The organism is Novosphingobium sp. BL-S-32, assembly GCF_056857055.1.
In genome coordinates this window covers 1,058,022-1,070,977 of the sequence record NZ_CM166476.1, presented here as the reverse complement: position 1 = coordinate 1,070,977, position 12,956 = coordinate 1,058,022, and the positions used below count along the sequence as shown (strand labels likewise).

Sequence of the window (12,956 nt, the reverse complement as noted above, 5' to 3'; positions counted from 1 at the left end):
TAACGGAATATGGAATTGACTGAACTGTCTTCGTCATTGCGAGCGTAGCGAAGCAATCCAGCGCGGCACTGCGCTGGATTGCTTCGCTACGCTCGCAATGACGAAGGTCGGTGTGGGATTTTCGAGCGCATTCAGAGCATTTCCACATGTCCGACTGATCATATTCACTACGTCATCCCCGCAAAGGCGGGGATCCCTCTTCTTTTTTGCACGCGGAGGCGCGGAGGCACGGAGAGGTGGATTGCTGCACTGTCCCTCCGCGTGAAACGAGAAAAGCGGGGCCCCCGCCTTCGCGGGGGCGACGAGGGGGAGCGGTGTTGGCTTAGCCCCGCCTCCCTCCGCTTGATCTTACCCCAGTCGTGCCAGCGCCGCAGCCAGACGCTCGGCTTCGGCCGAGTGGTGGGCATGATCCGCACGCGCCTTGTCGATCGCCTCGGGCTTGGCCTTCTCGACGAAGGCCGGGTTGCCCAGACGCTTGTCGAGCGAGTCCCGTTCCTTGACCGAAGCGGCCATGGCCTTTTCCAGACGGGCCTTTTCCGCTGCGATGTCGATCACGCCTTCCAGCGGGATCGCCAGCGTCGCGTCGCCCGCGCCCACCTGTATGGCGGCGCCGGCCGGAGCGGCCTCGAACAGAATCGCGTCCAGACGCGCCAGACGGTCGATCACGGTACCGTTGCGGCCGATCACCGCGCGGGTCGCGTCGGAGGGATCGGCGACATAGGCAGTGAGGCGCGCGCCCGGTGCGATGCCGAGTTCGGACTTGGCGCCGCGCAAGTTGCCGATCAGCGCGATCAGCCATTCGACTTCGGCCTTGGCTTCGGCATCAACCGAAGCTTCCGGCGCGGGCCATGCGGCGACGATCAGGTCCTGATCGCGCGTGCCCATCTTGCTCCACAGCTCTTCGGTGACGAAGGGCATGAAAGGGTGGAGCATGACGAGGATCTGGTCGAGCACCCACCCGGCAACGGCCTTGGTCTCTTCGTCGAAGTTGCCCTTGATGAGTTCGATGTACCAGTCGCAGAACTGGTTCCACACGAAGTGGTAGATCGCGTTGGCGGCCGCGTCGAAGCGCAGGTCGGCCATGGCCTTGTCCAGCGCGGCGACGGTTTCGACGACTTCGCCGATGATCCACTTGTTGACGGCGGACGTGGCTGCGGGCGCCTTGATCGAGGTGCTGGCGACGATGCCGTTGGACTGGCAGAAACGCGCGGCGTTCCACAGCTTCGTGGCGAAGTTGCGGTAACCCTCGACGCGCTTTTCATCCATCTTCACGTCGCGGCCCTGGCTTTCCATGGCGGCCATGAAGAAGCGCAGCGCGTCGGCGCCGTACTTGTCGATCAGGCCCAGCGGATCGACCACGTTGCCCTTGGACTTCGACATCTTCTGGCCGTCGGCAGCACGCACCAGACCATGGAGGTAGAGCCGCTTCCACGGCACTTCCTTCATGAAGTGAATGCCCTGCATGGCCATGCGCGCATCCCAGAAGAACAGGATGTCGAAGCCGGAAACCAGCAGGTCGTTCGGGTAGTGCTTCTTCAGCAGCGGGGCATCTTCATCAGGCCAGCCGAGCGTCGCGAAAGGCCAGAGCGCGGAGGAGAACCAGGTGTCTAGCACGTCGTTGTCGCGGGTCAGCTTCTTGTTGCCGGCCTGCGCCTGTGCCTCTTCCTCGGTCTCGGCCACGAAGATCTCGCCGTCTTCCGCGTACCATGCCGGGATGCGGTGGCCCCACCAGAGCTGGCGCGAGACGCACCAGGGCTGGATGTTTTCCATCCAGTTGAAGAAGGTCTTTTCCCAGGTCTTGGGAACGATCTCGATCGCGCCGGAGCGGACGGCTTCCATCGGCGGGCCGGCCAGCGTCTGCGCATCGACGTACCACTGATCGGTCAGCCAGGGTTCGATCACCACGCCGCTGCGGTCGCCGAACGGGGTCTGGATCACGCGATCCTCGACCTTTTCGAGCAGGCCGTCGTCTTCGAGGAAGGCAACGATCGCCTTGCGTGCCTCGAAACGGTCCATGCCGATGAACTGCGCGGGCACAAGGCCGTCCTGCGTCTGGCAGACCTTGGCATCGGCATCGAGCATGTTGAGCATGTCGCCGGCCTTGAAGCCCGCACGCTTGCCAACCTCGAAATCGTTGAAGTCATGACCCGGGGTGATCTTCACCGCGCCCGAGCCCAGTTCGGGATCGGCGTGCTCGTCCGCGACGATGGGAATCTCGCGACCGGTCAGCGGCAGGGTGACCGTGGCGCCGCGCGCCAGCAGTTCCTTGTAGCGCTCGTCCTCGGGATTCACCGCGACGGCCATGTCGGCCAGCATTGTTTCCGGGCGGGTGGTGGCGACGTGGATATGGCCCGAGCCGTCCGAAAGCGGATACTTGATGTGCCAGAAGTGGCCGTTGGTTTCGCGCGTTTCGACCTCAAGGTCGGAAATGGCGGTGCGGAACTTGGGGTCCCAGTTCACCAGGCGCTTGTCGCGATAGATCAGGCCCTGCTTGTGCAGGTCCACGAAGACCTTGACCACGGCCTTGGTGAAGTGCGGATCCATCGTGAACTGCTCGCGGCTCCAGTCCATCGAGCAGCCGAGGCGGCGCAGCTGGCCGGTGATGGTGCCGCCGGATTCGGCCTTCCATTCCCAGACCTTCTCAATGAAAGCCTCACGCGTGTAGTTGGCGCGCTTGTCCTGCTTGGCTTCCATCTGGCGTTCGACCACCATCTGGGTGGCGATGCCGGCATGGTCGGTGCCGACCACCCAGAGCGCGTCCTTGCCCTTCAGGCGCTCGTGACGGATCACGATGTCCTGCAGCGTGTTGTCCAGCGCGTGGCCGATGTGGAGCGATCCGGTGACGTTCGGCGGCGGGTTCACGATGGTGAACGGCTGCGCGTCGGCACGCTCGGGGCGGAACAGCCCTTCGCTTTCCCAATGCTGATACCACTTCGCCTCGATCTGGGCAGGGTCGAAGGTCTTGTCCAGCCCGATTTCAGGGGCGGTTTCGGGAGCGGCTTCTGGAGTGTCGGTCATGGCGCGGCGCTTTGCCAGTTGCGCGTTTCGCGCGCAAGTATTGGGTGGGGGAGTGGGCTGGTGCCGCAAGCGCGTCACGGATGTGACGAGCGCACCCGACAAAACCCCGCAATTGCGAAATGAACAATCCGTCGCATCGGGGGAACCCCTTGCCGGTGCAGGCATTTTCCCCCAATACGAGCGCACATGCGGGAATGGGCTGAATTCACTCTGTCGCAAGGCGACCAGGACGGCGTTCGCACGGTTGCGCTGAAGGGGCCGCTTTGCGTCCATTCGCTGGGCAATCTCGATGCCAAGCTGGCGCAGCTGGATGGGCCGTTCGACCGGGTGGACATGTCCGGCGTGACCGACATCGACACGACCGGCGCCTGGCTCGTCAGCCACTATGCCAGCCGGCACAAGCTTGAAATCACAGGCGAAAGCGAATCCGCGCGGAACCTGTTTGCCGCGATCGGCCGCCTGCCGGTTGACGAACCGCAAGTCGAGACGCAGCCCGGATTGCTGATCCGCACGCTGGGCGAATTCGGCGATCTGGTGGTCAACTGGGGCAAGGGCTTCGTCCGCGCGACCGGATTTCTGGGCGAACTGATTCTGGCGCTGGGCGCCGCGATCCGCCATCCCTCGCGCCTGCGCGGCACGGCGCTGGTGTTCCACATGCAGTATGTGGGCATCAATTCGCTGTGGATCATCGGGCTGATGAGCTTCCTGATCGGCATCGTCATCGCCCAGCAGGGCGCGGTGCAGCTCGCCCAGTTCGGGGCGGAGATCTATACGATCAACCTCACCGGCCGCCTTGCCATGCGCGAACTGGGCATCCTGATGACCGCGATCATGGTCGCGGGCCGGTCGGGCTCTGCCTTCGCGGCGCAGATCGGCACGATGAAGCTGACCGAGGAAGTGGACGCCATGCGCACCATCGGCGTCTCGCCGATGCAGGCGCTGGTGGTACCGCGCGTGTTGGCGACGATGCTGATGATGCCGCTGCTGGGCTTCTATTCCACGGTGCTGGCGATCATCGGCGGCGCCACGATCTCGAACTTCGCGCTCGACATTCCGTTCTGGACCTTCCTCAAGCGCACGCAGGAAGTGGTGCCGATCACCGACGTCTGGGTAGGCCTGCTCAAGGCTCCCGTCTTCGCGCTGATCGTGGCGCTGGCGGGCTGCTATCAGGGCATGCAGGTGAAATCGAACGCAGAGGAAGTGGGCCAGCGCACCACGCAGGCGGTGGTCACGGCCATCTTCACCGTGATCGTGCTCGACGCTTTCTTCGCGATCTTCTTCACCAAGATCGGCTGGGCATGACCGAAACCGAAACCGAATGCCCGCAGGCGCAGGACGGACAGCCTGACGATTGCCCGATCGTGGTCGAAGGGCTGCGCAATGCCTTCGGTGAGCATGTGATTCACGAGAATCTCTCGCTCAGGGTCCGCAAGGGCGAGATTCTCGGCGTGGTCGGCGGCTCGGGCACCGGCAAGTCGGTGTTGATGCGCTCGATCATCGGGCTCCAGCAGCCCGATGCGGGCAAGATCACCGTGCTGGGCCACAGCATCGACGAATCCGCCGACGAGGAAGACGATGTCGATTTGCGTTCGCGCTGGGGCGTGCTGTTCCAGGGCGGCGCGCTGTTCTCCACGCTGACGGTGGGTGAGAACGTCGAAGTGCCGCTCAAGCAGTTCTTCCCGGAGATCGGCGACGAACTGCGGGCAGAGATCGCGCGCTTCAAGGTGCGGCTTGCCGGCCTGTCTGAGGACACGGCGTACAAGTATCCCAGCGAGCTTTCCGGCGGCATGCGCAAGCGCGCCGGGCTGGCGCGCGCGCTGGCGCTCGATCCCGAACTGCTGTTCCTTGACGAACCGACGGCCGGGCTCGATCCGATCGGGGCTGCCGCGTTTGACCGGCTGACGCGCGGGCTCAAGGAAACGCTGGGCCTTACGGTGTTCCTGATCACCCACGACCTCGATACGCTCCACGCCATCTGCGACCGCGTGGCGGTGCTGGCGGACAAGCAGGTGATCGCGGTGGGGACGATCCCCGAACTGCTCGCGCTCGATCATCCGTGGATCCAGGAATACTTCAACGGCCCGCGCGGCCGCGCGGCGCTGGGCGCGCGGGACGAAATCGCGGAGGAGGATGCGGCCGAGGCGATGATCACGCCCGCACCGTCCGGCGAAACCTCCGGCGACAACAATTCGGCCGACGATTCTTCGGCCAACAATAATTCCGGTAACGATTCAAACGAGCCGGGAGCATAAGGCACCAAGCATGGAAACACGGGCCAATCACGTCTGGGTCGGAGCGGTCACGCTGGTGCTGCTGGCAGCGCTCGCGGCGTTCATCATCTGGATCGCCCGCCTGAACGAAGGCGCGCGCAACGAGTTCGACATCTTCTTCAAGCAGTCGGTGGACGGCCTCTCGCGCGGATCGGGCGTCGATTTCGCGGGCGTTCCGGTCGGACAGATCCGGGAGATCGAACTCTGGCCGCAGGACCCGAGCTTCGTGCGCGTGCGCATCCGCGTCGACAAGAAAGTGCCCGTGACGGTGGGTACCACCGCCACGATCCAGGGCAGCTTCACCGGCGTTTCCGACATCCAGCTTGAAGGCGCGGTCAAGGGCGCGCCGCTGCTCACCGAGCCCGGCCCCGAAGGCGTGCCGGTGATCCCGACGAAGCGGGGCGGGCTGGGCGAGATCCTCTCGAACGCGCCGCTGCTGCTCGAACGGCTGGCAACGCTGACCGAGAACCTCAATCTGTTGCTGTCCGAAGAGAACCGGCGTTCGATCACCGGCATTCTCAAGAATACCGACAAGATGACGCACGACATCTCGCAGGCGACGCCGCAGGTGAAGCAGACGCTGCAACAGTTGCAGTCGACACTCGATCAGGCGACGCGCACGCTGGCCGCGTTCGAAGGCGTGGCGGGCAAGGCGGACAGTCTGCTGGGCGATCAGGGCAGCTCGCTGGCCGATCAGCTGCGCCAGACGCTGGCCTCGGCGCAGAAGTCGATGGATACGCTGAACCAGACGTTGGAGCACGCGCAGCCCGCGTTCGACAAGGTTTCGAACCAGACGCTGCCCGCCGCCGAATTTGCCATCCGCGATCTTCAGGCGACTAGCCGGGCCCTGCGCGCGGTGACCGAGAAGATTGACGATCAGGGCGCCGGCGCGCTGCTCAAGGGGCAGAAGCTGCCCACCTACAAGCCATGATGAGGGCGACGATGGTCGAGATGCAAAGCGCAAAGACGGACGGGGGCAGGGGCTCCAGTGGCGGGCTTCCCGGTGGCCGGATGCTGGGAGGTGCGCTTGCCCTTGCGGCCTGCCTGGCGCTTCCCGGCTGCATCAGCCTTGGCGCCAAGCCGCCGGAGCAGCTGATCCGTCTGACACCGGACGATAGCGCGCCTGCGGGCACGCAAGTGAGCGGCCAGGTGGCCGATGCCATCGTCGTGCTCGATCCCGATTTCGATCGCAGCCTCGACACGCCGCGCGTGCCGGTGAAGATCGACGCGTCCAGCCTGTCCTACCTCAAGGACGCATTCTGGACCGAGCGGCCCGCGCGGCAGATGCGCACCTTGCTGGCCGAGACGCTGCGCGCGCGCACCGGCAAGCTGGTCGTCGTGGGCGGCGATTTCGAGACCACCGGCCGCACCCTGATCGGCGGGCGCCTGCTGGACATGGGCTATGACGTGCCCACCCGCTCGGTCATCGTCCGCTTCGATGCGACCCGCGCCGAACGGGGCGGCCCGATCACCACTCGCCGCTTCGAGGCGGCCGTGCCCAACGTGAAGCCCGATGTCGCCGATGTCGCGCCCGCGCTGAACCGGGCCGCCAACGATGTGGCAAAGCAGGTCGCAGACTGGGTAAAAGGTGAAGCAACGGCGCCCGCCGGGCAGTAAAAGACATTATTCGCAAGATTTGACGTCTTTTGCCGATCGCTTGGGCGGGTTTGGCGGATGCGGCGGAAAATAAATTTCCGCCGCATTTATGGTTTTTGCGAATTTTCATATCAACCGCGGGTTTTCGCCATTCTGGCGTGATGGCGTCAGGCCTTATTGTGACACCTTTGTCACTATGGCAGTTTTGTGACGACATATTTCAAGTCTTTAAGTTGAAAGGGAATCCCCGGCCTGTATTCGGCCCCCGACCTCGCCGCCACGAATGTTGCGGGGCAAGTAGAATGCAGGAGCATACCATGAACAAGATCGCCCTTCTCGGCGCTGCCGCCGCCCTTTTTGCCGTTCCGGCCGCTGCCAACGCGCAGGCCTATGTCCAGGCTCAGACCGGGCTCGACAGCGTTTCCGTCAATGGCGGATCGTCGGAAGGCCTGACTTATGGCGTGGCCGCCGGCTACGACGTGCAGGCCCGCGAAGCGCTGTTCTTCGGCATCCAGGCCAGCGTTTCGGACAGCACCACCAAGGAATGCGAGCACGACCTGCTCTCCGCCGGTGACAAGCTTTGCGTCCGCGCCGGTCGCGACCTTGCCGTCATCGCCCGCGTGGGCACCAATGTCGGTGCCGACACCAAGCTTTACGTCCTTGGCGGCTACACCAACGCCCGTTTGCGCGCGACTTACGACGACGGCGTGAACAAGGATAGCGCCGGTACCAACGTCGACGGCTTCCGCGTCGGCGCCGGTTTCGAGCACGATTTCGGCGGCAACCTGTTCGGCAAGGTCGAGTACAACTACTCGAACTACGAGAAGGGCGTCAGCCGCCACTACGCGCTGGCCGGTCTCGGCGTGAAGTTCTGATCTCAAGAAGAGCGGGAAGGCACGGCGGCAACGCCGTGCTCCGTGAGGGATGCCCGCTCCGGTTCAGCCGGGGCGGGTTTTCCTGTTTTTATAGGCTCGCTCTCCGCCGCAAGAGAAGCGGGATCCCCGCCTTCACGGGGATGACGGGCTGTTGGTTGGCTTGTGCGGACAACAGATCATCGCGCCTTTTGGGAGGCTTTTCCTGTCACGTCGTTGTGGCAGGTGGTGCCAACTCTATCGTTCCGGCGAGGCTGAAATTCCCTCGGATGCGGACAGCCGGTCTCCGCACCTTCCCAAGATATTCCCCGGCGGGGTCACGCGAGCTTCTCGCAAAAAAACTCCGTCGTCCCCGCGAAGGCGGGGACCCCGCTTTTCTTGCGACAAAACCCAGCGGTTCAGCCCGCCCGAGCCAATCGGACAAAGTCCATCGCCAGCGTAAAGGCGGCAAAGCGCGCAGCGCGGCGTTCGGCGGCTTCCCAGTCCTCGCCCCAGAGTTCGACCTGCCAGTCCTCCTCCAGATTGGCGGCCTTCCACAGCGCTTCGGCGTCGGCGCCGGGCTCGATGGCCGCCAGCGCTACCACCAGCGAGTGGGCCAGACTGGACAGCATCTTCAGCGACGCCAGCGTGAAGGCGTCCTGCGCTCCAAGCGTGGCTTCCAGTTGCGCCAGCGTCTCGGCGGGCTGTGCCTTGTGGACGATCCCCGAAACGCGCGTGAAGCGCAGGCCGTGGCGCTGCTCGGCAGCGGCCAGCAAGGGCTCCCACACCGCGAATTGCCGCGTGTACAGCGCGTCCTCGGGATCGGCGCGGTAGCAGAGCGTGTCGGTCTCGGCATAGGGCAGGATCTCGCGCACCGCGAGCGCGCGGTCCGGGATGACGACATCGACCGCGAAGTCGGCCAGATCGCGCAGCGGGAACGTACCCGGGTCGATCTCCTCGCCCTGCGTTGCCCATTCGGCGGCGAGCGCCTCGGCCAGTGCCGGAGTGGGAACCACTTGGGGGCGGCCGCCGGCGGTCTTGATACCGCGCCCGTCGAGCAGCACGCGCCAGCCGTCTTCCGTCCCGGAGACGGTTGCTTCCTTGTAGAAACGCTTCACTTCAGATGTCCGTCAGTTCTGGCTGCGCCATTTGCGCACGAGCATGGTGGGAATGACGAAAACGTCGACAAGGCCATTGGCGATGAGGACATATCCGACCCAGAGCGGGAGGTTCAGCTTGCCCGAACCGATCATCATGCCGCCCACCACGCAGGCGACGCCGAAGATGCGGACGAGCTGGATAGTGGCCCAGCGCCTGCGTGCAGGATCTCGGGCAGGATCGGTCTCGTTTGTGGTCATGCGATCAGGTGCTCCAGCAGCGCGCGCGGGGTTTCGACGACGATCTCCGCCCCGGCGGCGATCAGTTCCTCCTGGTGGTGATAGCCCCAGTCGACGCCGATGCCGCGCGTTCCGGCGTTGACCGCCATCCGCATGTCATAGGCGGTATCGCCGATCATCACGGTTTCGCTGGCTTGCGCCCCCGCCTCGAAGATCGCTTCCTCCAGCATCGCGGGATGCGGCTTGGATGGGTGGCGGTCTGCGGTCTGGAGCGTGACGAACAGGTCGGTGATGCCGTTGGCGGCAAGGCAGTGCGTCAGTCCGCGATCGGACATGCCGGTGGCGACGCCGAGCGTCCAGCCCGATCCATGCAACGCGCGCAGCGTCTCGTCGATGCCGGGGAACAGCGGCTGCGAGACGCGGCCCTCCTCCCGCGCGGCGCGGAATGCCAGCTTGTAGGCCTCGGCCATGGCGTTCTGCTGCGCCTCGTCGCTTTCGGGCAGGAGCTGGCGGATCGCCTGCGGCAGCGAAAGGCCGACTGCGCGGCGGATCAGCCCGCGCGAGGGTGCGGGGAGGCCGAATTCCGCAAAGCTCGCCTCCATGGCCTCGCAAATCGGCGCCTGTCCGTCGACCAGCGTGCCGTCGCAATCGAAAATGGCGAGTTTCATTCAACAAGGTCCCGCATAAGCTGCGCCATCGCGCGCGATCCCTCCGCTTCGAGCCCCAGCGCGACGCGTTCGCGTTCGTCCGCGGGCTTGTTCTGGGAGAGTTTGAAGGTGGGCCGCCAAGCCTGCACGTCCATCTCGAAGCCGACGATTCCGGCCTTGAGTTTGGCGAGATGGCCGGGCGGCACTTTGCCCATGGTCCAGACTTCGCCCTGGCTGACGCGCGCTTCGTTGCGGGCGGACAGGGCTTCCAGCAGGCCAATCAGGCCTTCGTCATCCATCCGGCGCACGCGGCCTTCCATTTCGACGCTGGTGTAGTTCCACGTGGGCACTTGCGCGCCATCGGCATACCAGCGCGGCGAAACATAGGCGTCGGGCCCGTTCACCACGGCCAGCACGGTCGTATCGGCAATGTGGCGGGTGAGGGCGTTGCCGCGCGCCAGATGGAACTGCACGGCGCCGTCGCCGGTCCGGAGCAGGGGCGTATGGGCAACGCGCGGTCCGTCCGGCGTGGCTGCGAAGACCATGCCGAAGCCGATCTCGTCAACCAGCGTCTCGACCATTGTACGGTCGGCCGGACGGAACTGCGCGTTGGGATGCATCAGCGCTTGCCGCGCGGTGCGCCGCCACCCGGACGACCGGCGGGCTTGCCGCCGGTGCCGCCACCGGGCCTGCCCGGGCCGGCAGGCTTGCGGACGCCGCCCGGCTTGGCAGCGACCGGCTTCCCGGTTGCGGCCTTGCGCGGACCGGCCTTCGGGCCGCTCGGCTTGCCACCGGGCTTTCCTGCCGGCTTGCCACTGGGCTTCCCGCGCGAGCCGGGGCGTTCGGCGCCGCCGTCACGGCGCGAACGGCGTTCGCCGCGGCGTTCCTTGCGGTACTGCTTGGCGTGAGCCTTGGCGACGCGCTTCTCGTCTTCCTTGCCGAACACGGCCGGGCCTTCGGGCAGCTCGGCGCCGTCCGCCTCGTCGAAGCCGAGCGAGGCCATCGAATTGGCGAAGTGCTCGGGCAGGGGGGCGGTCACGTCCAGCGGGGTGCCGTCCGGATGCTCGATGATCAGGCGGCGTGCGTGGAGGTGCATCTTGCGGCTGATCGTGCCGGACAGGAACGCTTCCTGCCCGCCGTACTTGCCGTCCCCGACGATCGGGTGGCCGATCGCCGCCATGTGGACGCGCAGCTGGTGGGTGCGGCCCGTCAGCGGGTGCAGTTCCACCCATGCCGCGCGGTTGCCCGCACGGTCCAGCACGCGGTAGCGGGTGCGGGCGGACTGGCCGCCTTCCTCGTCCACATGCATCTTCTCGCCGCCGGTGCCCGGCTGCTTGGCGATGGGCAGTTCGATCATGCCGTCGTTGATGCTGGGCACGCCCACCACCAGCGCCCAGTAGATCTTCTTCGCGGTGCGCCCCGAAAAGCGCTTGGAGAAGAACGAGGCGCTGCCCGGCGTGCGGGCGATCAGCAGGACGCCGGAGGTGTCCTTGTCGAGCCGGTGGACAAGGCGCGGGCGCGGGCCCTTGTCGACATAGGCGTCGAGCAGGCCGTCGACATGCTCCTTCATGCCCGAACCACCCTGCGTGGCAAGGCCGGGGGGCTTGTTGAGCACGATCGCCGCGCGGTCCTGCGTCAGGACCATCGAATCGGCGAGCGCGATCTCTTCCTCGGTCAGTTCGCGGCGCGGACGCGGTGCGCCAAGGCCGGGCTTGGCCTCGCCGCCCGGGGGCACGCGCAGGACTTGCCCGGCGGAAAGGCGGGTATCGACATCGGCGCGCTTGCCGTCGACGCGCAGCTGGCCGGTACGCGCCCAGCGCGAGACCATGGCAAAGCCGACTTGCGGCAGATGGCGCTTGAACCAGCGGTCAAGGCGGACGCCCTCGTCGTCGTGGCCGACGGTGAACTGGCGGACGGAATCGGAATTATCGGCACGGCTCATGCTGCGCTCCTCATCAAGGTAAGGCCGAGGAACAGCGCGCAGAGGCCGGCGGCCAGAGAAATCGCGACGTAAAACACGGCAAGGCCCGGATGGCCGCGCTGGGCAAGCGCGACAGTGTCCAGGCTGAAGGACGAAAATGTTGTGAAGCCCCCAAGCACGCCGACGCCTAGCAGAAGGCGCAGGTTTTCTCCACCCACCGTCCCAGCAGGCATGACGCGGCCGAGCCAGCCGATCAGCAAGCCCATGGCAAGGCTGCCGACGACGTTCACGGTGAGCGTGCCGTAGGGAAACGCCAGTGCGCGGGTGGGGCCAAGCAGAACGGTCCAGCCATAGCCCACGCCGAAGCGCAGCCATGAGCCGATCGCGCCGCCCAGCGCCACCAGACAGGAGGCGAGGAGGAAGGAGGGTTGGGGCATGGGCCCGCCTTAGCCGCGAATGCACGGATTTCCAATCGTGGTGGAAGCCCCGCTCGACATCCGTGCAGATACTTGTCCGCGCTTTGACCGTTTGCAGGGCATGGCCCTCTATAAAGAGCCCGGGTGCGACCCCACTCCGCAAGGAGATATCCTATGCAAGTCTCATCCGCCACGAGCGCGCTCAGCGCTCTGTTCAATCCCCGCAAGGACATGGACAACAAGGTCGCCTCTGCGGTCAGCAACGGCGCCATCACCGATACCGATGCCAGCGCCATGGAATCGGCGCTCGATTCGATCGACAGTTCGCTGACGTCGGGTTCGGGCAGTTCTTCCGGCACTTCGGGCAGCCGCCTCGATCCCTCGCAGATGAAGGATCGCATCGATTCGCTGATTTCCGATCAGGTTTCGGCAGGTACGCTGACCGACGACCAGGCGAGCACGCTTCAGTCGCTGTTCGCGCAGGGCCCTTCGGCCTCGTCGTCGGCTTCCACGGATGCCGCCGCTTCGACCGGCACTGACGAGACGCAGGACGGCGTCGAAGGCATGGGCGGTCCTGGTGGCCCGGGCGGCCCCGGTGGTCCCGGCGGCGCGGGCGGCCCGCACGGCGCCCATGGCGCACACCACTCGCACCGCACGCAGTCGACCGACGACAGCGACGATACGGACGATTCGACCTCTACCGATTCGACCACGTCCACGACGTCGACCGATTCCACCGACGACACCGATACCGCGCTCAACGCGATCCTCAGCTTCATCCAGAATCTGAAGGACAATCAGGGTACGAGCAGCACTTACTCGGCCTCCGGCATCAACGAAGCCTCGGCTTCCGGCCTGATCGTCGATCAACTGGCCTGATCGGCGCTAATGGTGTAGAAA

General features: G+C 65.5%; 13 protein-coding genes. 6 read left to right on the top strand and 7 right to left on the bottom strand.

Features of this window, described 5'->3' with window-relative positions; genetic code table 11:
* Positions 1–348: 348 nt before the first annotated feature.
* Entirely contained in the window at positions 349–3,018 is a 2,670-nt protein-coding gene (locus AC1VVK_RS04900) for a valine--tRNA ligase (protein ID WP_482904607.1), read from the bottom strand.
* Positions 3,019–3,204: 186 nt separating this feature from the next.
* Between AC1VVK_RS04900 and AC1VVK_RS04895 the strand changes: the two genes are divergently transcribed.
* From AC1VVK_RS04895 to AC1VVK_RS04875, 5 genes are all read left to right on the top strand, one after another.
* A complete protein-coding gene (locus AC1VVK_RS04895) occupies positions 3,205–4,320 on the top strand; it encodes an ABC transporter permease (protein ID WP_132386576.1) in 1,116 nt (371 codons plus the stop codon).
* On the top strand, positions 4,317–5,270 hold the full coding sequence (locus AC1VVK_RS04890; RefSeq protein ID WP_482904606.1) for an ABC transporter ATP-binding protein: 954 nt from the start codon (positions 4,317–4,319) through the stop codon (positions 5,268–5,270). Before AC1VVK_RS04895 ends, AC1VVK_RS04890 begins: the two co-directional genes overlap by 4 nt.
* Before the next feature lie 10 nt (positions 5,271–5,280).
* Complete coding sequence (locus tag AC1VVK_RS04885; RefSeq protein WP_482904605.1) at positions 5,281–6,219, top strand: MlaD family protein; 939 nt, start codon at positions 5,281–5,283, stop codon at positions 6,217–6,219.
* Positions 6,220–6,230: 11 nt separating this feature from the next.
* A complete protein-coding gene (locus AC1VVK_RS04880) occupies positions 6,231–6,905 on the top strand; it encodes an ABC-type transport auxiliary lipoprotein family protein (RefSeq protein WP_482904604.1) in 675 nt (224 codons plus the stop codon).
* A gap of 296 nt (positions 6,906–7,201) precedes the next feature.
* Positions 7,202–7,759, top strand: a complete 558-nt coding sequence (locus tag AC1VVK_RS04875) for an outer membrane protein (RefSeq protein WP_482904603.1) — start codon at positions 7,202–7,204, stop codon at positions 7,757–7,759.
* Positions 7,760–8,154: 395 nt separating this feature from the next.
* Here AC1VVK_RS04875 and AC1VVK_RS04870 read toward each other — a convergent pair whose 3' ends face one another.
* The 6 genes from AC1VVK_RS04870 to crcB are packed head-to-tail and all read right to left on the bottom strand — an operon-like array spanning position 8,155 to position 12,077.
* Positions 8,155–8,853, bottom strand: a complete 699-nt coding sequence (locus AC1VVK_RS04870; RefSeq protein WP_482904602.1) for an ATP12 family chaperone protein — start codon at positions 8,851–8,853, stop codon at positions 8,155–8,157.
* A 12-nt stretch (positions 8,854–8,865) separates the two neighbouring features.
* Positions 8,866–9,093: a hypothetical protein gene (locus AC1VVK_RS04865; RefSeq protein ID WP_482904601.1), complete on the bottom strand. Its 228-nt coding sequence runs from the start codon at positions 9,091–9,093 to the stop codon at positions 8,866–8,868.
* A complete protein-coding gene (locus AC1VVK_RS04860) occupies positions 9,090–9,740 on the bottom strand; it encodes an HAD-IA family hydrolase (protein ID WP_482904600.1) in 651 nt (216 codons plus the stop codon). The genes AC1VVK_RS04865 and AC1VVK_RS04860 overlap by 4 nt, the downstream gene beginning before the upstream one ends.
* The gene (locus tag AC1VVK_RS04855) at positions 9,737–10,339 is read right to left on the bottom strand and encodes an FMN-binding negative transcriptional regulator (protein WP_482904599.1); all 603 of its coding nucleotides are present in this window, start codon (positions 10,337–10,339) and stop codon (positions 9,737–9,739) included. The genes AC1VVK_RS04860 and AC1VVK_RS04855 overlap by 4 nt, the downstream gene beginning before the upstream one ends.
* Positions 10,339–11,661: an RluA family pseudouridine synthase gene (locus tag AC1VVK_RS04850; RefSeq protein WP_482904598.1), complete on the bottom strand. Its 1,323-nt coding sequence runs from the start codon at positions 11,659–11,661 to the stop codon at positions 10,339–10,341. Before AC1VVK_RS04850 ends, AC1VVK_RS04855 begins: the two co-directional genes overlap by 1 nt.
* Positions 11,658–12,077 carry a fluoride efflux transporter CrcB gene (gene crcB / locus AC1VVK_RS04845; protein ID WP_482904597.1) on the bottom strand — a complete coding sequence of 140 codons (420 nt, stop codon included), beginning with the start codon at positions 12,075–12,077 and terminating at the stop codon, positions 11,658–11,660. The genes AC1VVK_RS04850 and crcB overlap by 4 nt, the downstream gene beginning before the upstream one ends.
* A 153-nt stretch (positions 12,078–12,230) precedes the next feature.
* On the opposite strand from crcB, the gene AC1VVK_RS04840 reads away from it, so the two are divergent.
* Positions 12,231–12,935: a hypothetical protein gene (locus AC1VVK_RS04840; protein ID WP_482904596.1), complete on the top strand. Its 705-nt coding sequence runs from the start codon at positions 12,231–12,233 to the stop codon at positions 12,933–12,935.
* Positions 12,936–12,956: the final 21 nt, after the last annotated feature.